Annotated in this window: 23 protein-coding genes and 2 pseudogenes; all 25 read right to left on the minus strand. The window is 54.3% G+C overall.

Annotated features, from left to right (window positions below; translation table 11 throughout):
* Positions 1-98 precede the first annotated feature (98 nt).
* Positions 99-1,229, minus strand: coding sequence for a flagellar biosynthesis protein FlhB (gene flhB / locus ABT58_RS02470; protein WP_047872788.1), 1,131 nt, complete (start codon positions 1,227-1,229; stop codon positions 99-101).
* A gap of 343 nt (positions 1,230-1,572) precedes the next feature.
* Positions 1,573-2,355 carry a flagellar biosynthetic protein FliR gene (fliR, locus tag ABT58_RS02475; RefSeq protein ID WP_047872789.1) on the minus strand — a complete coding sequence of 261 codons (783 nt, stop codon included), beginning with the start codon at positions 2,353-2,355 and terminating at the stop codon, positions 1,573-1,575.
* Between the two features lie 8 nt (positions 2,356-2,363).
* Positions 2,364-2,633 carry a flagellar biosynthesis protein FliQ gene (gene fliQ, locus ABT58_RS02480; protein WP_047872790.1) on the minus strand — a complete coding sequence of 90 codons (270 nt, stop codon included), beginning with the start codon at positions 2,631-2,633 and terminating at the stop codon, positions 2,364-2,366.
* Positions 2,630-3,472 (minus strand): flagellar type III secretion system pore protein FliP, encoded by an 843-nt coding sequence (fliP, locus tag ABT58_RS02485; protein ID WP_047872791.1) that lies wholly within the window; start codon positions 3,470-3,472, stop codon positions 2,630-2,632. Before fliP ends, fliQ begins: the two co-directional genes overlap by 4 nt.
* A complete protein-coding gene (gene fliO / locus ABT58_RS02490) occupies positions 3,459-3,800 on the minus strand; it encodes a flagellar biosynthetic protein FliO (RefSeq protein ID WP_047872792.1) in 342 nt (113 codons plus the stop codon). The genes fliP and fliO overlap by 14 nt, the downstream gene beginning before the upstream one ends.
* A gap of 1 nt (position 3,801) precedes the next feature.
* The gene (gene fliN, locus ABT58_RS02495) at positions 3,802-4,191 is read right to left on the minus strand and encodes a flagellar motor switch protein FliN (RefSeq protein WP_047872793.1); all 390 of its coding nucleotides are present in this window, start codon (positions 4,189-4,191) and stop codon (positions 3,802-3,804) included.
* Between the two features lie 27 nt (positions 4,192-4,218).
* A complete protein-coding gene (fliM, locus tag ABT58_RS02500; RefSeq protein ID WP_047872794.1) occupies positions 4,219-5,277 on the minus strand; it encodes a flagellar motor switch protein FliM in 1,059 nt (352 codons plus the stop codon).
* 7 nt (positions 5,278-5,284) lie between these two features.
* Positions 5,285-5,788 (minus strand): flagellar basal body-associated protein FliL, encoded by a 504-nt coding sequence (gene fliL, locus ABT58_RS02505; RefSeq protein ID WP_047872795.1) that lies wholly within the window; start codon positions 5,786-5,788, stop codon positions 5,285-5,287.
* Positions 5,789-5,921: 133 nt separating this feature from the next.
* Positions 5,922-7,742: a flagellar hook-length control protein FliK gene (locus ABT58_RS02510; RefSeq protein ID WP_047872796.1), complete on the minus strand. Its 1,821-nt coding sequence runs from the start codon at positions 7,740-7,742 to the stop codon at positions 5,922-5,924.
* 159 nt (positions 7,743-7,901) lie between these two features.
* On the minus strand, positions 7,902-8,351 hold the full coding sequence (fliJ, locus tag ABT58_RS02515; protein ID WP_047872797.1) for a flagellar export protein FliJ: 450 nt from the start codon (positions 8,349-8,351) through the stop codon (positions 7,902-7,904).
* 49 nt (positions 8,352-8,400) lie between these two features.
* Positions 8,401-9,720, minus strand: a complete 1,320-nt coding sequence (fliI, locus tag ABT58_RS02520; RefSeq protein WP_047872798.1) for a flagellar protein export ATPase FliI — start codon at positions 9,718-9,720, stop codon at positions 8,401-8,403.
* Positions 9,720-10,607, minus strand: a complete 888-nt coding sequence (fliH, locus tag ABT58_RS02525; protein ID WP_082210912.1) for a flagellar assembly protein FliH — start codon at positions 10,605-10,607, stop codon at positions 9,720-9,722. The genes fliI and fliH overlap by 1 nt, the downstream gene beginning before the upstream one ends.
* 44 nt (positions 10,608-10,651) lie before the next feature.
* Positions 10,652-11,695 (minus strand): flagellar motor switch protein FliG, encoded by a 1,044-nt coding sequence (fliG, locus tag ABT58_RS02530; protein WP_047872799.1) that lies wholly within the window; start codon positions 11,693-11,695, stop codon positions 10,652-10,654.
* On the minus strand, positions 11,688-13,433 hold the full coding sequence (fliF, locus tag ABT58_RS02535; protein WP_047872800.1) for a flagellar basal-body MS-ring/collar protein FliF: 1,746 nt from the start codon (positions 13,431-13,433) through the stop codon (positions 11,688-11,690). The genes fliG and fliF overlap by 8 nt, the downstream gene beginning before the upstream one ends.
* Positions 13,434-13,448: 15 nt before the next feature.
* Complete coding sequence (gene fliE, locus ABT58_RS02540; protein WP_047872801.1) at positions 13,449-13,760, minus strand: flagellar hook-basal body complex protein FliE; 312 nt, start codon at positions 13,758-13,760, stop codon at positions 13,449-13,451.
* A 74-nt stretch (positions 13,761-13,834) separates the two neighbouring features.
* Positions 13,835-14,038 (minus strand): annotated as a pseudogene (locus ABT58_RS24525) (helix-turn-helix domain-containing protein); the annotation flags it as partial.
* A gap of 144 nt (positions 14,039-14,182) precedes the next feature.
* A pseudogene (locus ABT58_RS02545) lies at positions 14,183-15,349 on the minus strand (sigma-54-dependent transcriptional regulator); the annotation flags it as partial.
* Complete coding sequence (locus tag ABT58_RS02550; RefSeq protein ID WP_047872803.1) at positions 15,346-16,434, minus strand: sensor histidine kinase; 1,089 nt, start codon at positions 16,432-16,434, stop codon at positions 15,346-15,348. The gene ABT58_RS02550 and the pseudogene ABT58_RS02545, both read right to left, overlap by 4 nt.
* A 153-nt stretch (positions 16,435-16,587) precedes the next feature.
* Positions 16,588-18,048, minus strand: a complete 1,461-nt coding sequence (locus ABT58_RS02555; RefSeq protein WP_047872804.1) for a sigma-54 dependent transcriptional regulator — start codon at positions 18,046-18,048, stop codon at positions 16,588-16,590.
* Between the two features lie 397 nt (positions 18,049-18,445).
* Positions 18,446-18,847, minus strand: a complete 402-nt coding sequence (fliS, locus tag ABT58_RS02560) for a flagellar export chaperone FliS (RefSeq protein ID WP_047872856.1) — start codon at positions 18,845-18,847, stop codon at positions 18,446-18,448.
* A 16-nt stretch (positions 18,848-18,863) separates the two neighbouring features.
* A complete protein-coding gene (locus tag ABT58_RS02565; RefSeq protein ID WP_047872857.1) occupies positions 18,864-19,148 on the minus strand; it encodes a flagellar rod protein FlaI in 285 nt (94 codons plus the stop codon).
* A gap of 22 nt (positions 19,149-19,170) precedes the next feature.
* On the minus strand, positions 19,171-20,568 hold the full coding sequence (gene fliD, locus ABT58_RS02570; RefSeq protein ID WP_047872805.1) for a flagellar filament capping protein FliD: 1,398 nt from the start codon (positions 20,566-20,568) through the stop codon (positions 19,171-19,173).
* Between the two features lie 65 nt (positions 20,569-20,633).
* A complete protein-coding gene (locus ABT58_RS23345; protein WP_053062932.1) occupies positions 20,634-21,116 on the minus strand; it encodes a flagellar protein FlaG in 483 nt (160 codons plus the stop codon).
* A gap of 71 nt (positions 21,117-21,187) precedes the next feature.
* A complete protein-coding gene (locus tag ABT58_RS02580; RefSeq protein WP_047872807.1) occupies positions 21,188-22,336 on the minus strand; it encodes a flagellin in 1,149 nt (382 codons plus the stop codon).
* A 275-nt stretch (positions 22,337-22,611) separates the two neighbouring features.
* The gene (locus tag ABT58_RS02585; protein WP_047872808.1) at positions 22,612-23,778 is read right to left on the minus strand and encodes a flagellin; all 1,167 of its coding nucleotides are present in this window, start codon (positions 23,776-23,778) and stop codon (positions 22,612-22,614) included.
* Positions 23,779-23,890: the final 112 nt, after the last annotated feature.

The raw sequence follows: 23,890 nt of genomic DNA on the forward strand, positions 1-23,890 counted from the left end.
GTCCTGTAAGCAGGATTTCAGCTCACTTTATAGATGCAAGGGCTTTCGCTCCTGCTTTTCCATAGGGCCTAGGACCTCAGAACCGCTCTTGCTTTTAATCAATACCGATATTCATTCGGAATATTGGTCGCTTCTTTCGACAAGGCGGGTTTTCTACCGCGTCCTTTACGGTACTGTTTCAACTGGAACACATACGCCAGAACTTGTGCCACGGCACTGAACAGGCCATCGGGGATTTGCTGCTCCAGCTCAGTCGTATGATAAAGCGCACGAGCCAAAGGGGGCGCGGGCACGATATCAATCTTGTGCTCGTTGGCGATCTCTCGAATCTTCAAGGCTAGGAAATCAGTGCCTTTGGCAATCACCACGGGCGCGGCGTCAATTTCCGGCTTGTAGCGCAAGGCGACTGAGAAGTGCTCCGGGTTGGTAATAATAACGTCAGCTTGTGGTACATCGGCCATCATGCGACGTTGGGCCATTTCCCGCTGCAACATACGAATACGGCCTTTCACCTCCGGCTTACCTTCAGTTTCCTTGTATTCGTCTTTGATTTCCTGCTTGGTCATTTTCAACTGCTCGTTGTGCTGCCAGATTTGGTATGGCACATCGAGCGCCACCACAATCAGCAACGAACAACAGATCAACAAAATAAAGCCTGTCAGAATGTCCAGCGCGTGGAACAGGTTTTGCGGATACACCTCGATGGTCAACTGGAACAAATCATCCAATCGGCCTTTCATCAGCACAAACGCCATGCCCGCCACCAAGGTGACTTTGAGGATAGATTTGATCAGCTCCACCAGACTCTGCTTGCCGAACATGCGGGCAAAGCCGCTCATCGGGTTGATTTTCGACAACTTCGGCATCGCCGCCTGCATCGAAAAGTTCATCCCGCCCAGGCCAATCGCCCCAATAATGGCGGCAACAAACAAAAAGGCCAGCAAGGTAAACAACGGTAACGCCACATGCCACACCGCCCCGCCGATCACAGCGAATAAACGGTTAAGATCAAAAATTTCTTCCCGGGTAAGGGAAAACAGTTTCGTCATCATGTCGGCCAAGCTGCGGCCAAGCGGTTCGCCAAACCACATCAGCCCGACGGCACCGGCCACCAAAACGGCAACAGAAGCTAATTCTCTTGAGCGCGGTATTTGCCCCTTTTCCCGCGCCTGCTGAAGCCTTCGGGGCGTGGCGTCTTCAGTACGTTCCTGACCGTCAGCGTCTGACATGGTGGGTTCTCACGTAAAAAGGTTAATAGAAGATAAAAGCAAGAACCTGGATCCTAGATCCTGGTTTCTAGGGGCGAGTCACGCTTCGCTTCGAGGGACGAGGAAAGGCGGAAGAGCACAAAGTGGTCCTGTGGTCCGACAGTATCGAGTGACTAGAAACGAGATCCTAGAAAAATCAAAAGCAAAGCACCACTCAGTTAAATCTGTACCGATTCTTTGCTTTTTCTCGTCCCTTTCGGCTCGTCCCGCGTCCCTGCTCTGCTTTCCCCATAGGGCCTTAGAACCAAGGGCCGCTTTTAAACCCGCTCTTGCTTCCGCTCTTACTCGGATCTCGCCCCTACCCCTAACACTCCACCCGCACCAGCGAGCAGATCTGACTGAACCCGAGTCCCCACGCGTGTTCGTATTGGGGCATGATCCCGCCAATCAGGAACCAGCTGATCACAAAGCCCAGTAGCAACGCAACCGAAAAGCCCAAAGCAAAAATGTTCAGCTGCGGGGCGGCACGGGTCATGACGCCGAACGCCAAGTTTACCGTCAGCAAAGCGATGATCCCGGCCAGCGACATATTCAGTGCCAGCTTGAACATCAACCCGAACCAGCCGGCCAAGTCGTAATAATCACTCGGGCGCAGCATCATCTCGCCCACGGGCAAGGTTTTGAAACTCATCACGATCAATTGCAGCAGGGTTAAATGGCCGTCGGTGGCCAAAAACAGCATGATCGACAGCATCATGTAAAACTGGCCCAGTACGGGGGTATTCTGGCCGTTGGCCGGGTCAACCATGGAAGCAAAACCGATACTCGACTGCATCCCGAGGATCTGCCCGACCATGACAAAGATTTGCGTCACGAACTGGGTTACCAGCCCCATCGCCACGCCGATGATCACTTGCTGGGCGGTGGTCAGCAAACCGGCAAACGATAACAACGCAATGTCTTCACTGATTTTGGGCAGCATCGGCATCACCGCAAAGGTGATCGCCAGTGACAGGTATAAGCGAATACGGGCTGACACAAACCGCGCGCCAAAGAAGGTCATCACCATCATCATGGCGGAGATGCGGGTCAGCGGCCACATGTAGTTTGCCAGCCAGTCCAGCAGTACGGTCGAGGGGACATTCATCGCGTGGCTCAGTACAGCAAGGACGGGATCTGTTCAATGATGCGGTGGAAATAGTCCATCAGCATCTGGGTCATCATGTGCCCGAAGAACATCAGCGCCAGCAAGGTGACGATCAGACGCGGCAAAAAGCTCAGCGTCTGTTCGTTAATGGAGGTCGCGGCCTGAAACACCGCCACCACCAAACCAATCAACAAGCCGGGTACCACAATCACGCTGACCATGATCAGCACCATGTAGAGCGCATCTTGGAAGATATCGACGAAGGATTCCGGGGTCATGTGCCAAAGCTCCCTGCCAATGTCGACAGGATCAGGTTCCAGCCATCCACCAGCACAAACAGCATCAGCTTAAACGGCAACGACACAATCATCGGCGACAGCATCATCATACCCATCGCCATCAAGACCGACGCTACCACTAAGTCGATGATCAAAAACGGCAAGAACAGCATAAAGCCGATTTGGAATGCGGTTTTCAACTCGGAAGTGACAAAGGCCGGGATCAAGACGGTCATCGGCACCGCTTGTGGATCGGTCGCGGTCGAGCCGGAGATCTGCACAAAGGTTTCCAAGTCTTTCACGCGGGTTTGTTTAAGCATGAACTGACGTAACGGATCCTGCGCGGCATTGAATGCCTGCGTCGCGGTGATTTGCTCGTTAATGTACGGCTGCACCGCATCGGTGTTGATTTTGTCGATCACCGGTGACATCACAAAGAAGGTCAGGAACAGGGCGATACCGATGATCACCTGATTAGACGGCGTCTGCTGCAAACCCATGGCCTGACGCAGAATCGACATCACCACCACGATACGGGTGAACGAGGTCATCAGGATGATAATGGCAGGCAAAAAGCCCAGTGCCGTCATCAAGCCCAAGATCTGCAAGGTCACGGAATAGTCTTCCGAGCCGTCCGGGTTCATGGTGACCGAAAAGGCAGGAATGCCGCCCCCGCCGCCTTTGGTCAGCGACATCTGGGTGGCGCCCCCTTCTTGCTGCATCTGCGTTAGAGTCACGCTCTGATCGGCACCAACCGACGTCGTGGCCGCAAAAGCCGGGAACACCAAACACAGGGAGAACAGCGCCAAGATCGCCGCGATCAGGTTATTTCGTTTCATGTTTCTTCAGCATGGTGCTCAGCTGCTGGGCAAAATCGCCGCCCGACAGCCCTGCCTCGGTCGGCAACGGTTGATCCAGTTTGCTCAGTAGGGAGATATTCTGTTGAGTCACGCCCACCAGCATTTGCTCATCACCCACTTGCAACAACACAATGCGTTCACGCTGACCCACCGACAACTGGCGCACAATGCGCAGTGGTGACGGGCCACTTTGTATGCCCGTCCACTTCATGCGCTTGATCAGCCACGCCAGGCCGATGATCAGGATCACCACAAACATCAAGGATGCAAACGTGGTGGCAAGATTCAGTTCCGGTCCGGTTGCCATATTAACGCAGCTTCTTGATACGTTCGGTCTGGCTGATCACGTCAGTCAGACGGATACCGAACTTGTCGTTCACCACCACGACTTCGCCGTGAGCGATCAGGGTGCCGTTAACCAGTACGTCCAGTGATTCACCGGCCACGCGGTCCAGTTCCACCACCGAGCCCTGGTTCAATTGCAGCAGGTTACGAATGCTGATTTGGGTGCGGCCCACTTCCATTGAAATGGTCACCGGAATATCCAAAATGGTGTCTAGCTTGCGGCGCTCGTCATCCCCAATCGGAGAGGAGTCGTCTGTCAGCTCTTCTAACGGGGCAAGGTGGGCACTTTCTTCCAACGCTTGCTCGGCCAGTGCTGCCGCCCAATCGTCGGCAATTTGTTGGTCATTAGACATAGTTTTACTCGCTTAGGACGGATGTCCTTAATCATTGCTGTCGTCGTTGTGCAGGTTCAGCAGTGCCGTCCCCAACTCGTCCCGATCCAGGAAAGCCAAATCGCTTTTCACCATATCCGGACGTTTCAGTTTTTCGGTAATTTTCAGCGCCACGTTATCGCCGGATTTACCCATTTTTGCGCGATAGGTCGGCAAGTCTTCCACAAACACCGTGGCCGATTCCGGCATATCAATCGGGATCACATCCCCCGGTTGCAGCTCCATCAAATCGCGCAGGGTCAGGTTCACGTCCAGCAGTTTGGCGCGCAAATTGACCGGCACATCCATGATTTCATCACGCAGTGCCTTGCTCCAGCGCACGTCGGTGTCCATCTTGTCACTCTGCACACCGGCATCGAGCAATTCGCGGATCGGCTCTACCATGGAATACGGCATCACCACATGGAAGTCACCGCCGCCACCGTCCACTTCGATGTGGAAAGAGCTCACTACAATCACTTCGGTCGGGCTGACGATGTTGGCCATGGTCGGGTTCACTTCCGAGTCGAGGTATTCAAATTCGACGCCCATCACCGGTGACCAGGCTTCACGGTAATCTTCAAACACCAACTTCAGCAGCATCTGCACGATACGGCGCTCGGTCGGGGTAAATTCGCGGCCTTCAATCTTGGCGTGGAAGCGGCCATCGCCGCCGAAAAAGTTCTCTACCAGAATGAACACCAAGCGGGCTTCCATGGTGATCAACGCCGTGCCTTTGAGGGGACGGAAGCGCACCATGTTCAGACTGGTCGGCACGTATAGGGTGTTTTGGTATTCACCAAATTTGATCATCTGTACGCCGTTGATCGACACTTCAGCCGTTTTACGCAGCATGTTAAACAAGCTGATGCGCATATGGCGGGCAAAACGTTCGTTGATCAATTCCAGCGTCGGCATACGACCGCGCACAATGCGGTCTTGCGAGGAGAAATCAAACGAGATGACACCACGTTCCTGACTGGGACGCCCGAGATCTTCTTCCTCATCGGTATCGTCCACCCCGTGGAGCAGGGCATCAATTTCGTCTTGGGTTAATAAATCACTCACGGTTAACCTATTGCATCACAAAGCCAGTGAACAGTACTCGCTCCACCACAGGGCGGCCGGAGACTTTCACCAGAGCATCTTGCACTGCCGTCAGAGCAATCGTGCGAAGTTGCGCACGGCCGCCTGGGGCACGTAATTGTTCTACCGTTGCGGCACCAAAGGTTTGCAGCAACGTACTTTCAATCAACGGAATATGTTGTTTGGCGGTGGCTTCATTGCGATCGCCACGCACCATCAGCTGTACTTTCACCTGCACCAGACGATCGCGGCGATCGCCCGTCACATTGAATATGAACGGCTGAGGCAAAATCACGTAATACGCCGGCTCAGCCACGGGGGTGGTAGAGGCCGATGATGCCGTGCTGGTTTGCGCAGGCGCCGCCGCTTCCGGAGCCGGATCGTTACCGAGGTACCACCATGCGCCAACACCGCCGCCGATCAACAGCAACACCACACCCACAATGATCATCAGGCGTTTCTTTTTGCTGCTTGCGTTCATGTCATCAGCCATGGCTGTTATTCCTTTACTGTGTCCGTTGTTACGGCTTGCTGTTTAAATTATCAATATCCGTTTTTGGGGCGCCATAGTAGCAGACTCCCCGGCACGGGATAAGCATTCTGTGGGGCAATTGTTGCCCGTGTTATCAGGCGTAATAGTCCACGCCGTCTTTGGCTTGCGACAGCCAGAAATCCTGTGGACTCAAGACATCCCCGTGGTGCTGCTCGCCCAAGTGATCGCTGCCACGTCCGTCGTTGCCGTTATGACTGCCGTTGCCCTGCCCGTCTTGACCCGGCTGACTTTGCTGGCCGGCAAACTGGCGACTGCTTTCTTGCTGCACCGAGCTTTGCGCCAGTTGCACGCCTTGCTGGCTCAACAGTTCACGCAGCCTTGGCAGTGCCTGTTCAATCAATTCACGCGTCTGAGCATTAGCAGCGGTGAACTGCACGCTGGCCTGATCGTTGTTGATCGACAATTTAATCTGCAAGCGTCCCAACTCTGGTGGATCTAAGCGGATGTCGACATGTTTAAGGTTTTTCGACATCATCATCTGCAAACGGTCAGCCAGTTCATCACCGCCCTGATCGCGGGTAAGCAACAACGGAGGCTGATTATTTGCCGCCGCCGGATCGCCCAGACGGTGCTGTGCACCCTGCAACGGTGAGGCGGTATGCGTTGGACGCACGCCATCTATCCCTTCATCACCACTCAGCGCGGCCAATAAAGCTTTGGTATCTTGTTCGCTCCCGCCATGACCCGTTGTGCCCGCCAATAGGCTCAGGCCATCCACCGTACCATCAGCATTGACGGCACTGCCTGCGTCTCCCTCACCCTGAGCCAGTCCTGTCAGACCAATCCCTGACAGTGACGTATCGGATAGGCTTTGATCGGATAGGCTTTGACCTGACAGCATCTGGCCAGATAACGCGTTCAGCGCTTTACTCTGCGCACTGCCGTCCGTGTTGCCGTTCAGATCAGGACCCTGTGCATCCGCTGTCAGCGCGCCATCAACCGGCACGCCCCCTTGCATGGCAAGGCGTCCTTCACTCGCCAGTTTCAGCGCATCATGGGCCGCCAGTTTCCCCGCGTCAGTCAGTGGCATCTCACCGTCAACCGTGCCATTGGGTAACGCCCCGGTCAGCGCAGCAGACGACGTATTTGAAAGGGTGCCTGACTGAATGCCTGCCACAGCGGCTTGATGCACATCCGAATCGGTCGAGGCCACATCGGACGATGAAAAGATCTGCCCCCAGACACCTGACGCTTCACCTTGTGCATCGCCTTGCGTCTGACCATCCAGTTCGCCGTCTTGCCCCGCTTTGCCTGTCGCATCAGCGGCAAGCGGCAACATCTTGCCAGCCAGTGTGGTCTCACCATTGTCACTGCCAGCCTCACCGCTCGTCCCATCACTGAGTTGGCGCTGATAACGCTGCATTTCTTGTAAAAAGGCTTCCCCGTCATGCATGGCCTGCTGGTTCGCATCAGTGGCTTCGCCCTGTGTATCCGTCGCCGCTGCGTCACTCACCGCTTGGCCCTGATCCACCTCGGCATCGTTCTGTACGTCATCGGCCGCTTTTTTCTCTGCAACAGCCTGATTATCCGTCTTTTCACAAGATGAAGCGGCACTCGATGAAGCGGCACTCGATGACGCAGCACGCGTGTCCTCCGTACGACGAGATTCCGCATGACGCGCTTCGGCTTTATCACGGTTGGCCTGCGCGGCCTGGGTTTTACTGCGAGAGGAAGAAACCGATTCATGACGAGGAGGATGATCCCGCTCTTCACGCTCCCTGACCGCACGTTCAGGGCGTGACGGCTCACTGCGCGGGCGATCCACCGCACCGGCAAGGGTATGGGAAAAGTTGTCGTCGCCTCGCTCACTCCCGGCACGCGGGGCCGGCGACAACGCAGAACGGCTGGTCGGCGCGGCAGAAGAAGGGTCGGAAGCAAACACTCGGGATAACATGATATTGACTCTGATACGGATACATAACGGGAAACCGTCCGGCGTCTAACCCTTGACGGTTTCTTTCTCTGTTCGCATCCATGCAAAAATCAAACCAGCTATCCAAAGATAGCATGACCAACAACCACGCTATCGCCCCCAACAACCAAGGTATCGCCGTTAGCGTTTAATGCTCATTCGACGGGCAAACTGCAAGGTGGCAAATTCATCCATCATTTTTTGTTCTTGGCGATCGAGAAATTGCTGGCGTTCGGTCTGCTTTTTCTCCAGCAACCACTCAATAGAGCGGCGTTTTTTGCGCATCTCATGCCAGTGTTCGCTGCATTGTTCGACCTGAAAATCAAACTGGCTGGCCGCCTGCTTTTGCTTAGTCAGGGTTTCATCCAGCTGATTGAGGAATTTCTGCAAATGGCCGTAAGAGCTGGCGGTCAGCCCTTGCTGGCCGCGCTCCGACAACTGGCGGCAGTAATCCAATCGGTACTGCTCGATTTGCTGTAACTGGATGTAATAGTTTTCCCGCTCGACGCGGGCCTGATTGAGCGCCAATGAGGCTTTGTCCTCATCGTCTTTGGCGCGCTCTAGGATCAATGCAAGGGCTTGATTCGACATACCGTTTTAGATCTATCTGTGGGTTCCCTGATCGGGAGATACGTGTCAGTTAACCGCCCAAAATGGAGCGCAACATGTTGATACACATGTCGTAAGGCACCGACTCTTTCATGGTCTGCTGCAGGTAACCGTCTAATCGGGGTTTAAAGGTAAACGCCTGATCGATGGCTTGGTCTGTGCCCGGCTTATAGGCACCGATAGACACCAAGTCCTGATTCTTACGGCAAATCGACAAGATCTGGCGCACGGCTTTGGCCATCAACATGTGCTCTTCGCTCACAATCGCAGGCATCACACGGCTGACCGAACGTTCCACATCAATCGCCGGATAGTGACCGGCATCGGCCATTTCCCGCGACAATACGATGTGACCGTCCAGAATCGCGCGCGACGCATCGGCGATCGGATCCTGTAAGTCATCCCCTTCACTCAGTACGGTGAAGAAGGCGGTGATGGAGCCTTGATGCTCGCCACCGTTACCGGCACGCTCGACCAGCGCAGGCAATTTGGCAAACACCGAAGGCGGATAACCTTTAGTCGCCGGCGGCTCACCCACCGACAGGGCAATTTCACGCTGCGCTTGGGCAAAACGGGTCAAGGAGTCCATCAGCAGCAACACATCCAGCCCTTGATCACGGAAATATTCCGCAATGGTCAGGGCAGTCTGACAGCCTTTAAGGCGCATCAACGGCGACGCATCGGCCGGCGCGGCCACAACGACCGCACGCTGGCGACCTTCATGGCCCAAAATCTCATCAATGAATTCTTTTACTTCTCGGCCACGTTCACCAATCAGCCCCACGACCACCACTTGTGCCGTGGTACCTCGGGTCATCATGCCAAGGGTCACCGACTTACCCACACCCGAGCCGGCAAACAGGCCGATACGCTGGCCTTTGCCGACCGTCAGCAGGCCGTTAATGGCTTTTAAGCCCACATCGAGCGGCTCTTTGATCGGTTTGCGCGACAACGGGTTAATGGGATCAGCGGTAAACGAGGCGCGATCAGCGGTATAAATGTCGCCTAAGCCGTCCAGCGGATTGCCGACCCCGTCAATGACGCGGCCCAACAATTCCATCCCCACCGGCAACCCCGCCGCTTGCAGCACAGGGGTGACGCGGGCACCGGGCATCACGCCGGTTAACTGCTCGCTCGGCATCAGAAACAGCGTCTCGCCGGAAAAGCCGACCACTTCCGCTTCCATTTCACCGGTTAAGGTTTCCACCCGACATAAACTGCCGACCGGCGCACGGCAACCGACTGCTTCCAGGGTCAGGCCTACCACACGCACCAAGCGGCCGGACGCCACTGGCCGACGGGCTAAATCATCGGTTTGATAACGCGCTAAACGCGCAGCAAGACCGGCCATTACAGGTTGTCCGGCTCGATGTGTGAGGGATCAGCGTCAGGCTCAGATGATGCCATCGCTTGTTCACTAGATGCTTGATGTTCCGCTTGCTCAGCCTGTGCCGCTTGCTGGGCATTGCGGCCAATGAAGCCATTGAGCAAATCACGAATGCGGTGTTCCATCTGGTAATCCACGGTGGAATCTCCGGCTTGCAGTTGCAAATCCCCCCGCTGCAGCGCCGGCTCGGCCTGCAAACGCCACTGACGTTCCGCGAGGTTCTCTTCCCCGTATGCGTCTTTGACTACCGCCAAATCGTCCGGATGCAATTGAATCGTCACGATCTGACCGGCCATCGGCAAGGTAGCGATACTTTCACGTAAGGTCTGCAAAATCACAGTGGGGTTGGTTTTCAACTCCACCTGAATCAGTTCACGGGTTAAGCCGGTCACAAGGCGCAGCAATTCTTGCTCAACCGCGTTATCCACTTGCTTGAGTGGCGTCGCCAGTTGTTCAATCAGTTGGGTCAGATGCCCCACTTGGGTATCAATCTGCTGCTGGCCTTGTTCTAAGCCTTGGGCCAGACCTTGTTCCAGCCCCTGTGCGGTACCTTGTTCCAGTCCTTCAACCTGCCCTTGAGCAAACCCGTCCTGATAACCGGCTTCACGCCCTTCCGTTTGTCCTTCTTCATAAGCGGATTCACGGATGGCATCCAAATCTGCCGCCGTTAAAGGCGGAGGCCCCGGCTCTTCTTCTTCCAATACCGGCTCATGCCAGTCATGGCGGTAGTTCAGGGCATTATCGGCACCAAACTCCCGCTCTTCGCTGTAATCCGGGTACGCCCAACGCTCAAGCTCTTGCGCCTGATGCTCGGTAACGCGTAAAAAGCCACGGCGACGATCAGTAGACATGCTTCACCTGCCCGACCGATAGCGTCAAAAGGAATGGGCGCGGATTATAAGAATTCATCCGCACCGCCTCCGGATAGCATGATTTCGCCGGCATCCGCCAGACGACGCGCCACCGACAGGATCTCTTTCTGCGCCGCTTCCACATCGGCCACACGGATTGGGCCCATGGCTTCGAGATCTTCTTGCAGCATTTCCGCTGCACGCTTAGACATGTTGCGTAGGATCTTCTCACGCAGCGCATCGTCGGCACCCTTGAGGGCTTTTTGCAGCAGATCTTGCGGCACATCGCGCAGCAACACCTGAATACCGCGATCGTCCACGTCAGCCAGGTTATCAAACACGAACATCAGATCTTCGATCTGCGTAGCCATGTCTTCATCGTTCTCACGGATCTGATCCATCAATAGGCCCTCAACATTGTTGTCGAGGTAGTTCATGATTTCAGCCGCTGCCTTCAAGCCGCCCATCTTGGCCGCTTGTGCACCCGCCTGACCCGCGAACTGTTTCTCCATGATGTCGTTCAATTCATGCAGTGCCGCAGGCTGAACTTCTTCCAGGTTGGCGATACGCATCATCAAATCCAGACGCACACGTTCAGGGAACTGCGACAAGATCTCGGCCGATTGTTCCGGCTCCAAGTACGACAGTACGATGGTCTGGATCTGCGGGTGTTCGTTGTGAATGATGCTGGCCACCTGACGGGGATCCATCCATTTCAGGGAATCCAGGCCACGTGAGCCGGTCCCCATCAGGATTTGATCCACCAGGTTGTTGGCCTTGTCTTCGCCCAGCGCCGCGATCAGGGTATTGCGGACAAAGCCTTCACTGTCCATACCAATACCGGTGAACTTCTGGATGTCTTCCAGGAAGTGGCGGTGTACCGCCGACACTTTTTCCTGCCCCAGATCGCTCATGGCCGCCATCACGCCACCCACGCGCTGGACTTGTTTCGGTTCAAGATGACGAATGATGCTGGCCGCATCCTGCTCGCTTAAGCTCAGCAGTAAAATCGCCGCCTTTTCTGAGCCACTTAACGTGGCAACATCAAACTTTTTGCTTTCTTCGGTGGTTGCGACTTCATTAGCCATCTTCATTTACCCAACTTCTAACAACCTGTGCGGCCAGATCCGGCTCATTCGCCACCAGCGCACGCACGGCTTTTAACAAATCTTCATCGCGATGCAGGTTCGGCAGATCCATGTTGTTGCTGCTCAGCTCAAGGGCATCTACCCCATCGAGCTCACCACCCAACAGTTCCACCCCGTCGCCTCTGGCCAGAATAGGTCGGCCATGTTCATCCAACGGCGTACCGTCGGCGGCTTGGTTCGGATACAGCAGTTTACGCATCGCCGGACGTACCAGCACCAGCATCACCACCACAATCACCAACGCTGCCGCCAGCCAACGCACCCAGGTGTTGAAACTTGGGTGTTCCCACACAGGCAGATCGGCCACGGTTTCTTGTTCCGGTACCGCAAATGGCATCGCCACCACTTCCAAGACGTCACCGCGCGCGGCCGAGAAGCCTACGCCACCTTTTAGCAAGCGGCTGATTTTACTTAATTCGGCATCGCTGAGCGGTACGCGGGTAGTGTCACCGGTTTTCGGATCCACCACGGATTTATAATCGATCGCCACAGACACAGTCTGGCGGTCAATGGTGCCGGTTTGCGCACGCTTGTGACGAATGGTGGTATCCAATTCATAGTTACGGGTCGATTCACGGTGCACCGAGCCGTTGTCACCGCTCTTGCCCGATTGCAGCTCAGCCACATCTTGTGGGATCGCACTGTCTGACGGCGGCTGGTTACTCAACGCCCCCGGGATCCCGGCGACGGTTTTACCGTTGTTGTAGTCTTCCAGCGTGAATTCACTGCGGGTCGAAGCGGTGGTCGGATCGTACTGCTTGTGGGTTTCTTCCACTGCACTGAAGTCCATCGACACATCCACCTGCGAGGTGTAATTGCCCAAGCCCAACACCGGGATCAAAATGGCATCGATTTTGTCACGCAGCGCCTGCTCTTGCTTGCGCTCTAATTCGTATTCTTTGCGCTGGGCAGTGGCACTCGGATCTTCGGTGCCCGAGCTCAACAAGCGGCCGTGCTGATCGGTGACTGTCACGCGGGTCGGTTTCAGCCCCGGTACTGCGGTTGCGACCATATCCACGATAGAGTCGACTTCCTGCTGACCCAGTGAGCCGCTGCCCCCCAGTGTCAGAAAGACGGTCGCGGACGCTTCTTGGTTATGGCGCACAAACACACTTTGCTTAGGCATAGCCAACAGCACTTGCGCTTTGCGCACCTGACGGATTTGTTCAATGGCACGGGCTAACTGGCGCTCACGGCTCAGCTTCAGGCGTTCTTGCTCAAGGCGTTGCGATACGCCAAAACCCATGTCTTGCAGCAGAATGTCATCCCCTTCCGCCACGCGCTCGTTCAGACCCGCACGAGTCAGTTCCAGTTTCACGGAGCCGTAGTTTTCTGCCGGTACACGAATGGTGTTACCGTCGAGGGTGTAAGGGATCTGCTTTTGGTCAAAGTGATCCAGAATCGGGATCAGCTCGGCGGTTTCATAGGTGCCGAGCGGGCGCATTTCCGGCTCTTTGATCCATGACACGACCAACACAATCAAGGCGACACAGATCGCCACCGACAGCACCAAGATCACCTGACGCAGCAAGTCCAGGTTGCCCAGCATGCTGTCCACGCGTGACGCGGGTTTCTCTTCGGCTTCCGGTTGTAAGGCAAGATCGCTGTCGGTCACCGCTGTTGACGGGGCACCGCCGGCTAACGCCAACTCATTGTTGTTCGATGATGGGTCTGACACTCAAGTATTCCTGCATTAAACCGGCATGTTCATTAATTCTTTGTAGGCTTCGACCATTTTGTTACGGACTTGCACGGTCGCTTCAAACGCCACGCTGGATTTATTGCGGGCAATCATCACATCCGACAACGACACACTGCGATCCCCTTGGTCAAAACGGGTCGCCAGTTCACTGGACTGCGCCTGCAACCCATTCACACTTTTAATCGCATCACCCAGTAGCGCACCAAAGTCGGCACTGACTTGCTGGCCGGTGGCCGGACGCGACGTATTGCCCGCTTCCAGCTTCATCGCCTGCAGCTCGGCTTGGAGTCCATTGATATTCATTCTGCAAAATTACCTGTCAGGGAGTTAGGGGCAGCTGTGCCATCGGCGGCACAGCAGACGTGTTCGGGGCGGCGTTACACTGAAATGTCGATCCCAGCGTCACGCATTTTGGCCAATTTATAGCGCAAAGTTCGAGGACTGATCCCCAATTTTTCTGCAATGTCTTTGCGTCTACCTTCGCAAATGCGAATGGTCTCTAGAATAATCGAAAACTCTTGTTCTCGCAGCTCATTTCCGAGTCCATCGCCCCCAAATGGCACCGTTGCCGCAGACTCGGCGGCCGGGGTCGCCTCTGGCAGTGAAACCGACGATGACGCAGAAGCCAAAAGCGGGGCTTCTCGATGGGTCGCTGCAGTTTGTTGACCCGCTGGCAATGGCTGCCCGACGACAAATTGTTGCTCCACGGCCAATTGTGGCGACACCGCCTGCTCGACCGCGTGTTGTAAGCTGCCGGCATCTAGCCAATCAAGCCCTTCCAGCAAAATATCACCGGTGCTGATGCTGGCCCCGTTACACAAAATCAAGGCACGTTGCACCACGTTATCCAGCTCACGCACGTTGCCCGGCCAATTGTACTGTTGCAGTTTGATCAACGCTTCGGCTTCAAACTGCGGCAACGGCAAACCTTGCTTCATGCAATGGCGCTCTAACAGGTACTGCGCCAACGGTGCGATGTCCCTCGGACGTTCACACAACGCTGGCCAAGCCAGTGGGAACACGTTCAGGCGGTAGTACAAGTCTTCACGGAAGTGCCCTTCACTCACGTACTGTTTCAGATCGCGGTTACTGGTCGCCAGCACACGGACATCCAGCTTGATGCTCTTGCGGCTGCCCAAGCGTTCCACTTCGCGCTCTTGCAACACACGCAGCAGCTTGGCCTGCAAGCTCAAGTCCATTTCGCTGATCTCATCGAGCAAAATGGTGCCGCCCTGTGCCTGTTCAAATTTGCCCGGACACGCCTGCACGGCACCGGTGAAGGCGCCTTTCTCGTAGCCGAACAAGGTCGCTTCCAGCATGTTTTCCGGGATCGCCGCACAGTTAATGGCGACAAACGGGCCATCACGACGGGCAGAATGGCTGTGAATATAACGTGACATCACTTCTTTACCGGAACCACTTGGCCCCAGCACCATCACGTTGGCATCGGTTTTCGCCACTTTCTCAGCCAAGGCCAATAATTTCAGGGATTTTTCATCCGCCACCACGGCATGGCCCACATCGGTTTTCACCGGCGCATAACGGCTGATCATATTCAGCAGCACTTCCGGCGCAAACGGCTTGGCCATGTAATCAATTGCGCCGTCTTTCATCGCCGACACCGCATCTTCGATATTGGCATAGGCGGTCATCAACAGCACCGGTAGCTTCGGCCAGTGCTGTTTAATGCTGCGCAGCAGGCACAGACCGTCCATACCGGCCATTTGCACATCCGACACCACGATATCCACCGCTTCAGCTTTAAGGATCAACAGGGCTTGTTCGGCGCTGTCGGCTTCCAGCCACTCATAACCGGCCAACGCCAGGGTATCGATCAAGGCTTCACGCAAACCTTCATCATCTTCCACCACTAATACGCGGCTCTGGTTCATGCGGTTTCTCCGTTTGTCATTTCAAGTGAAGGGTGGCTCGGGGTAGGTTCCGAACGGTACTCAGCGCTGTGCGAGAGGGTGAATGCCGCTTCCGGCACACACAAGGTAAAGGTCGCCCCTTCCCCCAACACAGAGCTGATCTGCAATTGCCCTTTGTGGGCGTGCACCACCATTTGTACGACGGCGAGCCCCAACCCGGTACCCTGCTGGCGCGTGGTAAAGAATGGCTCAAGAATTTTTTGCTGCATGTCTGGTGCGATACCCGGGCCGTTATCGCTCACCGCGATCTGCACCCAGCCGGCTTCTACCGTCAAGGCCAATCGCACCTGACACGCTTTACCCGCCATTTGAATCGCATTGGTGATCAGGTTGCTGATCGCACTGGCCAATGCGTTAGCGTTACCCAGTACTTCAATGGTTTCGTCATCACAATCAATGCTGAAATCAACCTGATTAGCCAGCACTTGCGCTTCGACCATACGCTCAACCTCATTGAGCAAGGTTTCCAAGCTAAACGGGGCCACCACTTTATTGTCGCCGCCTTTAGCAAACAACAGCATGTCATTGACCTGTTTTTCCAGATCATGCAGGCGATCCACCAACTTGCTCTGAAAGCGCTCACGGGTGGGCTGAGTTAAATTCGGTGACGATAAATTGGCGGCATACAACATGGCGCTCGACAGCGGTGTACGCACCTGATGGGCCAAGGACGCAACCATATGCCCCAGCGAGGACAAACGCTGCATTTCACTGATGCGCGATTGCAACAGGCGGGTTTCCGTCATGTCTGTAATGAAGATCAACTGGCCACTGCTGGAGGCGGAAATCGCCAGTTTCACCCGGCGACCATTGCGCAGGGACACTTCATGGCCATCGTCTTCGCGCGGGGCAAAAGCCCGCTGGATCACCGCAAACCAACGCTCACCCACCAAGGGCTCGCCCAACAAGCGCAATGCTTCCGGATTGGCTTCACGGACAACGCCGCTGGAATCAAGAAATATCACCCCGGACGGCATCACTTCCAGCGCTTGCTGGTAACGGGACACCTGCTGTTGCAGAGCGACTAACGATGAATGGTCATCCATGGGGATCCTGATAATGCAAAAAATTCAATAAAATCGTCGTTGATGACGAGTTAAAGCATTTTTCATGCCAATTAAAAAGATTGATTATCAGTGTGTTACGGAGAGGAAGGAGAGAATGACGGCGTCAAAATACTGACACCGTCAAGAGTTCGCTTAGCGAAGGGCTTCTTTGCTCAGGCCATACTTACGCATTTTTTCTACCAGCGTAGTACGACGCATACCCAACATGTCAGCAGCACGGGCTACAACACCGGTTTGGGCTTCCAGCGCCTGACGGATCATGTCAACTTCCAGATCAGCCAGCATTTCTTTCAGGTTCAGACCTTCTGGTGGCAGGCCACTCATGCTGACCATGTCATCCACTGCGACGGTCGGCTCACAGGCAAACATGTCTGCCAATGCACCGCGCTCTTGCTCTTCCAGCGTCAACAAGCTGTTTTCCGGCTGGAATGACGGCATATCGCTGTAGCGGTACTTCATCGGCAAGTGGTTCACATCCACCATTTCCCCTGGGTAGAGGATGATCAGACGTTCAACCAGGTTTGCCAATTCACGAATGTTACCCGGCCAGTTGTGCTCCATCAGCGAGGTGATCGCACGCGGTGTGAAGTAGATAGGCTTCGCCCCTTCCGCTTCCATACGCGCTAACAGCTCTTGCAGCAGCAATGGGGTATCTTCGATACGCTCACGCAGGGCCGGCATTTCGATTGGGAACACATTCAGACGGTAGTACAGATCTTCACGGAACAGGTTCTGTTTGATCATGTCTTCCAGATTACGGTGTGTCGCCGCCACGATACGCACGTTCGCCTTAATGGTGCCGCTACCGCCTACACGCTCAAAACAACGTTCTTGCAGCACACGCAGCAACTTCACCTGCATCGACATCGGCATGTCACCGATTTCATCAAGGAAAAGTGTACCGCCTTCAGCCAGTTCAAAACGGCCTTTACGGGTAGAAATCGCCCCGGTAAATGCCCCTTTCTCGTGACCAAACAATTCACTTTCCAACAGATCCGGTGGGATCGCACCGCAGTTAACCGGCACAAACGGACCTTTACCGCGCGATGAATGGTAGTGAATATTACGTGCGACCACTTCTTTACCGGTGCCTGATTCACCCAAAATCAGCACACTGGCATCTGTCGCAGCCACTTGTTCAATCAAATGACGGATCTGACTGATGGCTTCACTGCGGCCGACCATACTGCGGAACAGGGTATTTTTACGGCTCAGGTGTGGCACCTGGAACGCACGTTTGCCCAAATATTCCTGACAGTGGCGCAATGCATCAATCAATGGACTGTAAGTCAACGGCAGTTCAAGGCTACCCACATAGTTAGGAAAGCCCGAAAGCTCATTGTCGTGGTGAGATAAGGCGATCACCGGAATGTGGTGATGAATACGTAAGTAATCCAGAATACGACTCAGTGATTTACCCGTACTGATCTGACCCAGTAAACAGGCACTCCACTCGTTTTCCCAAAGCGTACTGTCGACCTCGGAGCCTGAGATAACTTGATGTGATTCACCCATAAAACCAAGAATGACGCTGAGATCATGGCGGTGATTAGGATCATCATCAATAACGAGGGTTTTTGCTAAACCTTGCATAGGAAAGATATTGCCTGCCTTTATAGGTGTTTTCTATTCTGTGGCTTTACATCATCTGAATAGTGCGAATTATACAGAAAGCACAGTCCTTGTGATGGCACTGGTTCTCAGTAACCGAATTCTTTTGTTGGATCTCCGCCACCTAGAGGGGGAAAATACAGCCAATGATATGCCATCTGCTGCGCGTGCCGAGATCCAATTTGGTTTAGCATTGTAATAAATGCTCACAATAAGGCAACTGGGGACAACCAAAAGCTGTGACCCCAGTACAAAGGATGATGTTGACTCTGGGCGTTATGACGAAAATATAACCGATTCATTCCGATATTTTTCTGTCACCGCTGGAGTAACATCGCACTATTGCCTTGGCAATGATGCAGATGACAACCGATCGCGCTTAGCCCAACTGCGTCATGTTGTGGTATTCCGCTGGGATCTGATCCCACGCCGATTTGATTTCACGTAGCATGCCCACCACATCATCAATCGGCTCTACCACGTTTTCACGGTTCGCTTTGTAGATCTGGTGGATCATGAATTCATACAGGGAATCCAAGTTGGCCGCGATCTCTGCGCCATCTTCCATCGACAGGCACGTACGCAGGCTGATCACGATATCCAAAGCCTTACCGATACGCTCGCCTTTCACGGCGATGTTGCCTTGCTCCATGGCTGCTTTGCCTTGGATCAAACGTTCAATCGCACCGGCCATCAGCATGGAAATCACGCGATGGGGTGATGCGGATGTCAACTGGCTGTCTACCGACACACGTTTGTACGCCTGAAGGGATCCTCTCATTGCCATTTTTTCTAACCTACCGAAATTTATTGTACATCTGTAACGAGCGTTGCCCGTGTACCAATCGTTGCATTTGCTGAGCTGCCTGCTCGCGGTGTTGTTGCAGCTGCGTGAGAATACCGGAGGTACGCTCTATCGCGGCCTGCCACTGCGCTTTGTCCAGCGGTGCGGGCTCAGCCTGTAAGTGTTGTAACACCTGCTCACGCTGGGCGAGCAACTGTTCCAGTGTCTGGGTATCCACGTCGCTGGGGGTGGCCAGCAACGCGGTAAGTGCTTGGTCTATCTGTGCTAATCGTTGCATGCTTTCTGGCATCTCTCACGGCTTAGGCCGGCATCATGCTCATCATCGAGCTGAGCTGGCTTTTCATCTGCCCCATGGCGTTATCCATGGCCGTGAACTGATCGTGGGTGCGCTTTTGTACGCTCTCCATGCGACGATCTAAGTTCGCTTGCTCGGTATTGAGGCGAGACACCTGATCCCCCAAGCTGGTCTGGCGGCTGTTGATGCTGCCGGTGATCCCGGTGTGGGAGTGGATCAAATCTTCGATTTTGCGCGCAAAACCGTTTTGACCACTGAAAAACGCCCCGACATCGGTGAAGTTCTTCGCCAACTGGCGATCCAGCAAGTCATAATCAATTTCCAACCGCCCTTCCATGGTACTCATCACCCCTAATTCACTGAGGGTTTTGACCGTGTCCGGCGCCCCTTCCACCGGGCTGGAAAAGGCATTACGCAACTGGTTATCAACCGTACGGATAATACTGTCGCCCACCAGCGGGCCTTTTTCCTGGGTTTCCGGATCAAACTTGCCTAATTCATGGGCGGTCGAATAAAACTGGTTGTAAGCGTTGACGAACTGTTCAATCGCCCCGCCGACGGCATTGCGGTCATACCCCACTTCCACCGTCACGGTATCTTTGGGTGGCTTGCTCTCTTTGCTTGCTGTCGAGTCGGTCTCACCCATGCCCAACAAGTCCAAATCCACCCCTTCAATGGCGTCTTCAATGGTGTTGGTGTCACTGGTGACCGTCGCAATGCCATCAATCAGCACCTTGGCATCGGTGGCCGCCTGCATTTGTGTCATCGCATTGATGTCGTTGTTCGGGTTAAAACCAAACTTTTGCAGGGTGCTGTCAAACGGCGCATCGACACGCACTTTGATCTGATTGGCTTCGCCGCTTTTGTCTGACGTCAGCACCAAACGGGAGCCCACATCGTCTTTGATTACCGCCGCCATCACCCCTTTGTTATCAGGGTGACGGTTGATCAGGCGAACGACGTCGAGTATCTCGCTCTCGTCTTTAGGGATCTCAACATCAAACATGTTGGTGCCCATCGAAATCGACAGCTTGCCGGCGCCTAATGGCTTCTCGTCATTAAACGGGCCAGAGACAATTTTATGGGCTTGCGCTAATTGCTCGACTTTGACGTTGTATTTGCCCGGCAAGGCTTCATAACTGGCGCTGGCTTTGAGCACATCGCTGTTATCGGTACTGACCGTACGGGCTGACAAGGTGTGATTGCGGCGAAAATCCGCCATCATGTATTTCATGTCATCCAGCGAGGCTTTTAACTTGCCATAAGCACTGATGCTGACATCAATGTTGTCGCGCTGACGCTTGATCCGCGATTCTGCGGGGGCGCGTTCGGCATCCACAATGGTTTTCACCATAGTGTTAATATCAAAGCCTGATGCCGTGGCCGCTGCACCTATGTTCATGGCCGCTCTCTGTTCATGAAAATCTATTGTCACCGACGATCACCGACACCCTGTCGGATGACCCATTACACCTTGGTCGTCACCAATCCGCCGGAATGATTCACCAGCTGACGGGACACGGCCAGCATGTCTTCGTCGGGAATTTGGCGTACGACATCGCCGGTACGTTTATCGTAAATGGTCACGGTGTTTTTACCAGACTCTTCGTCAATCCGAAACGCCAACCCTTTGTTGAGCGTCGAACCGACAAATTCTTCTATGCGTGCCACGACTTTTTCCAGCGCTTCACGCTGTTGCTGACGTTGCTGCTCGACAGCATGGCTATCCGGTACCGGTGCCACCGCAGCAGGCTCATTCACCCGTTGCTCACGCGGTAAAGCGGCCGTCGGCGTACTCGTCGCGGTCTGAGTGTATGGCGTTGCCGTCGGACGACTGGCAGTCGCGGGCGCAGTTGTTTCATTAGCAATATTTGTGCCAATGGATGTTTGCGACGTTGAAGCGGAGGAGAAAGGGGGCAGTGAAGACGGAGAAACGGGCGTTATGTCCATATGTGTTCACCTTTGTTACGATGTGAAACGGCAAGGGCACACTGCACCCTTGCCGTTATCAATGTTGCGGATTAACCCAGTAGGCTCATCGCCGCTTGTGGCGCTTGTTTCGCCTGCGCAAGGATAGACGTTGATGCCTGAGACAGGATCTGGTTCTTCGTCATTTGCGTGGTTTCTTTCGCGAAGTCTGTGTCACGGATACGGCTGTTAGACGCAGACACGTTCTCGTTCACGTTGTTCAGGTTATTGATGGTGTGGCTTAGACGGTTCTGAGACGCACCCAGGTTTGAACGGTCTGAGTCGATTTGCTTCAGTGCGTTATCCAGTACCGCTACCGCTTGCTGAGAACCACCCACAGACGTTACGTCGATGTTCTGAACAGAAGCACCGCCCGCGCCCGCAGCTGCGTTAGTCAGGCCCAGTGCCGCTGTGGTTTTCGCGCCTTCAAAGTTGATCGCTTTGTCAGACTCAGTCACAACCTGTAGTGCCAGACCTTTGCTCACGTTACCGTTCGCATCTGTGGTTTCAACCGTTGCAACAGACGCGTTCACGCCATCAACTGCACCGTTGATCTTGGTCGCTAGCTCTTCTAGGTCGTCGCCTTCTTTCATTTCAACTTTGGTGCCGTTGATCTTAAGATCTTCAGTCGCCATTTCTTTTGACACTGTCCAGTCAGAGCTTACGCCCACAGTACCTTTGGTTGAGGTGCTGTTCATTGCGTCTGCACGCAGGTTGCTCATAGAAAGCTGTACCGCTTCACCTGAGTCCGCACCTACCTGGATTGAACGGCTACCGAACGTACCGTTAAGCAGCTTAGTACCACCGAATGATGTGGTTTCCGCGATACGGTTCAATTCGTCTTTCAGTGCTGTCACTTCTTCTTGAATCGCAACACGGTCGTCATCTGAGTTCGCGCCGTTCGCAGACTGTAGAGACAGGTCACGCATACGCTGCAGGATGCTGGTTGATTCTTGCATAGAACCTTCAGCAGTCTGTGCCATAGAGATACCGTCGTTGGCGTTACGTACCGCAACGTCAAGACCACGGCTCTGTGTCATCAAACGGTTAGAGATCTGAAGACCCGCTGCATCGTCTTTTGCACTGTTGATTTTGCTACCTGTTGCCAAGCGCTCCATTGATTTTGCCGACGCGTCCGTTGCCTGATTCAGGTAACGCTGAGCGGTCATTGCAGAAACGTTAGTATTTACGGTAACTGCCATAATGTGTCTCCTTAAATCTTCAAAATGGCTTGACCAGCCCCGCCGGTAAAACCTCGATATTCTTTATTCATGGTCTGTAACGGCATGCTTTCAAAAACCTTTAAGACTTTTTTTGGATTTTTCTTTGATCCGTCGAAAACATCGTCAATTCGCTGGCACCGTAATGAAAGCGCCAAAAAAAACGGCAAGTGGTTGCCCCCTTGCCGTTCGTCTGTGTTGCCTGACCCTGCCGCTTTTCTGGGCAGAGCCGTTTTGTCATGATGTCCGTGGTGCGATTACTGCAACAGACTCATTGCTGCCTGTGGCACCTGCTTGGCCTGCGCCAAGATGGAGGTACTTGCCTGCTGCAGGATCTGGTTCTTGGTCATTTCCGTGGTTTCTTTCGCAAAGTCGGTATCACGGATACGGCTGTTTGATTCAGATACATTTTCTGACACGTTCGCCAGGTTGTTGATGGTGTGACCCAAGCGGTTTTGCTTGGCACCCAAATCTGAACGCTGGCTATCGATGTACTTCAGCGCCGCATCAACAATGCTCACCGCTTTTTGTGCGCCGCCAACGGTTTCTACGTCGATATCTTGTACCGTGGTCGCTTTACTGGTGCCGGCAATCATGCTGGTTGCCGCACTGGCCGGGTTATTCTTGTCCGCCAAGCCCGCAGTCATCACGGTTGCGCCATCAATGACGATCGGCTCATCCCCTTCAGAGAAGATTTGCAGCTCGCCTTTTTCTGTTACCGATGCCGATACGCGATCGGTCTGGCCGTTGATGCGGGTCGCCACTTCTTCGATATCATCGCCTTCAGGCAAATCAATGCTGATCTTGTTTTCCGGTTTGCTGGCATCGCCCACTGAAAACACAATCTTGTTGCCTGCGCCGGTTTCCCAGTCTGGCGTCGCCTGACCGGCACCGGTCACTAACTGGCCGCCCATTTCTTCATAGTCACCACGCACACTGGTGATACCCATGATGATCGCTTCACCGGAATCGGCACCGATCTGGAAAGCCGCTTCACCAAAGGTACCATTCAGCAGTTTACGACCACCGAATGCGGTCGTTTCTGCGATACGGTTCAGCTCGTCTTTCAGTGCGCCCACTTCTTCTTGGATCGCCACACGGTCTTGATCCGAGTTAGCGCCGTTCGCCGACTGCAAAGACAAATCACGAATACGCTGCAGCACACTGGTGGATTCCTGCATCGCCCCTTCGGCGGTCTGAGCAATAGAGATACCGTCGTTGGCATTGCGCATGGCTACGTTTAAACCACGGGTCTGTGCCACCAAACGGTTAGAAATTTGTAGGCCGGCCGCGTCATCTTTCGCACTGTTGATCTTGCTACCAGTCGACAGACGTTCCATCGAGGTGTTCAGATCACTGGTTGCTTTGCTGAGGTAACGCTGCGCAGTCATGGCAGACACGTTGGTGTTAACAGTTACAGCCATTTTGCTCTCCTTTGACTTCCGCCTATGGGCGAAAACAGCCCCCCGCCACCGTCGACCGTGAAAAAACACCGTCAGGCAGGCTGGCTATAAAATTGAAAATACTCGGCAATTT

It is taken from the genome of Photobacterium aphoticum, from assembly GCF_001029435.1.
Lineage (GTDB): Bacteria > Pseudomonadota > Gammaproteobacteria > Enterobacterales > Vibrionaceae > Photobacterium > Photobacterium aphoticum.

Excerpts from the sequence above, each read along its gene's own strand:
- flhB (WP_047872788.1), bottom strand. The coding sequence starts at position 1,229 with ATGTCAGACGCTGACGGTCAGGAACGTACTGAAGACGCCACGCCCCGA.
- fliR (WP_047872789.1), bottom strand. The coding sequence starts at position 2,355 with ATGAATGTCCCCTCGACCGTACTGCTGGACTGGCTGGCAAACTACATG.
- fliQ (WP_047872790.1), bottom strand. The coding sequence starts at position 2,633 with ATGACCCCGGAATCCTTCGTCGATATCTTCCAAGATGCGCTCTACATG.
- fliP (WP_047872791.1), bottom strand. The coding sequence starts at position 3,472 with ATGAAACGAAATAACCTGATCGCGGCGATCTTGGCGCTGTTCTCCCTG.
- fliO (WP_047872792.1), bottom strand. The coding sequence starts at position 3,800 with ATGGCAACCGGACCGGAACTGAATCTTGCCACCACGTTTGCATCCTTG.
- fliN (WP_047872793.1), bottom strand. The coding sequence starts at position 4,191 with ATGTCTAATGACCAACAAATTGCCGACGATTGGGCGGCAGCACTGGCC.
- fliL (WP_047872795.1), bottom strand. The coding sequence starts at position 5,788 with ATGGCTGATGACATGAACGCAAGCAGCAAAAAGAAACGCCTGATGATC.
- ABT58_RS02510 (WP_047872796.1), bottom strand. The coding sequence starts at position 7,742 with ATGTTATCCCGAGTGTTTGCTTCCGACCCTTCTTCTGCCGCGCCGACC.
- fliJ (WP_047872797.1), bottom strand. The coding sequence starts at position 8,351 with ATGTCGAATCAAGCCCTTGCATTGATCCTAGAGCGCGCCAAAGACGAT.
- fliI (WP_047872798.1), bottom strand. The coding sequence starts at position 9,720 with ATGGCCGGTCTTGCTGCGCGTTTAGCGCGTTATCAAACCGATGATTTA.
- fliH (WP_082210912.1), bottom strand. The coding sequence starts at position 10,607 with ATGTCTACTGATCGTCGCCGTGGCTTTTTACGCGTTACCGAGCATCAG.
- fliG (WP_047872799.1), bottom strand. The coding sequence starts at position 11,695 with ATGGCTAATGAAGTCGCAACCACCGAAGAAAGCAAAAAGTTTGATGTT.
- fliE (WP_047872801.1), bottom strand. The coding sequence starts at position 13,760 with ATGAATATCAATGGACTCCAAGCCGAGCTGCAGGCGATGAAGCTGGAA.
- ABT58_RS02550 (WP_047872803.1), bottom strand. The coding sequence starts at position 16,434 with ATGGATGACCATTCATCGTTAGTCGCTCTGCAACAGCAGGTGTCCCGT.
- ABT58_RS02555 (WP_047872804.1), bottom strand. The coding sequence starts at position 18,048 with ATGCAAGGTTTAGCAAAAACCCTCGTTATTGATGATGATCCTAATCAC.
- fliS (WP_047872856.1), bottom strand. The coding sequence starts at position 18,847 with ATGAGAGGATCCCTTCAGGCGTACAAACGTGTGTCGGTAGACAGCCAG.
- ABT58_RS02565 (WP_047872857.1), bottom strand. The coding sequence starts at position 19,148 with ATGCAACGATTAGCACAGATAGACCAAGCACTTACCGCGTTGCTGGCC.
- fliD (WP_047872805.1), bottom strand. The coding sequence starts at position 20,568 with ATGAACATAGGTGCAGCGGCCACGGCATCAGGCTTTGATATTAACACT.
- ABT58_RS23345 (WP_053062932.1), bottom strand. The coding sequence starts at position 21,116 with ATGGACATAACGCCCGTTTCTCCGTCTTCACTGCCCCCTTTCTCCTCC.
- ABT58_RS02580 (WP_047872807.1), bottom strand. The coding sequence starts at position 22,336 with ATGGCAGTTACCGTAAATACTAACGTTTCTGCAATGACCGCTCAGCGT.
- ABT58_RS02585 (WP_047872808.1), bottom strand. The coding sequence starts at position 23,778 with ATGGCTGTAACTGTTAACACCAACGTGTCTGCCATGACTGCGCAGCGT.